The organism is Microbacterium sp. AISO3 (assembly GCF_002204305.1).
In the GTDB taxonomy this organism is placed as follows: domain Bacteria; phylum Actinomycetota; class Actinomycetes; order Actinomycetales; family Microbacteriaceae; genus Microbacterium; species Microbacterium arborescens.
On the sequence record NZ_NHRF01000040.1, the window covers coordinates 1 to 589 of the forward strand.

The 589-nt window shown below is 42.1% G+C and carries 1 protein-coding gene and 1 pseudogene; one reads left to right on the forward strand and one right to left on the reverse strand.

What is annotated here, in order from left to right; translation table 11 throughout:
- Positions 1-164: 164 nt before the first annotated feature.
- Entirely contained in the window at positions 165-359 is a 195-nt protein-coding gene (locus CBF90_RS16200) for a YlcI/YnfO family protein (protein ID WP_001421937.1), read from the forward strand.
- A 164-nt stretch (positions 360-523) separates the two neighbouring features.
- Here CBF90_RS16200 and ybcW read toward each other — a convergent pair.
- Positions 524-589: pseudogene (gene ybcW / locus CBF90_RS18850) on the reverse strand (protein YbcW); the annotation flags it as partial.

Consider the following 589-nt stretch of genomic DNA (forward strand, 5'->3'; position numbering starts at 1 on the left):
GTGATAATGATTATCATCTACATATCACAACGTGCGTGGAGGCCATCAAACCACGTCAAATAATCAATTATGACGCAGGTATCGTATTAATTGATCTGCATCAACTTAACGTAAAAACAACTTCAGACAATACAAATCAGCGACACTGAATACGGGGCAACCTCATGTCAACGAAGAACAGAACCCGCAGAACAACAACCCGCAACATCCGCTTTCCTAACCAAATGATTGAACAAATTAACATCGCTCTTGAGCAAAAAGGGTCCGGGAATTTCTCAGCCTGGGTCATTGAAGCCTGCCGTCGGAGACTAACGTCAGAAAAGAGAGCATATACATCAATTAAAAGTGATGAAGAATGAACATCCCGCGTTCTTCCCTCCGAACAGGACGATATTGTAAATTCACTTAATTACGAGGGCATTGCAGTAATTGAGTTGCAGTTTTACCACTTTCCTGACAGTGACAGACTGCGTGTTGGCTCTGTCACAGACTAAATAGTTTGAATGATTAGCAGTTATGGTGATCAGTCAACCACCAGGGAATAATCCTTCATATTATTATCGTGCTTCACCAACGCTGCCTCAATTGC

Bases quoted from the DNA above. Each gene is read 5' to 3' on its own strand.
- CBF90_RS16200 (WP_001421937.1), top strand. From the start codon at position 165: ATGTCAACGAAGAACAGAACCCGCAGAACAACAACCCGCAACATCCGC.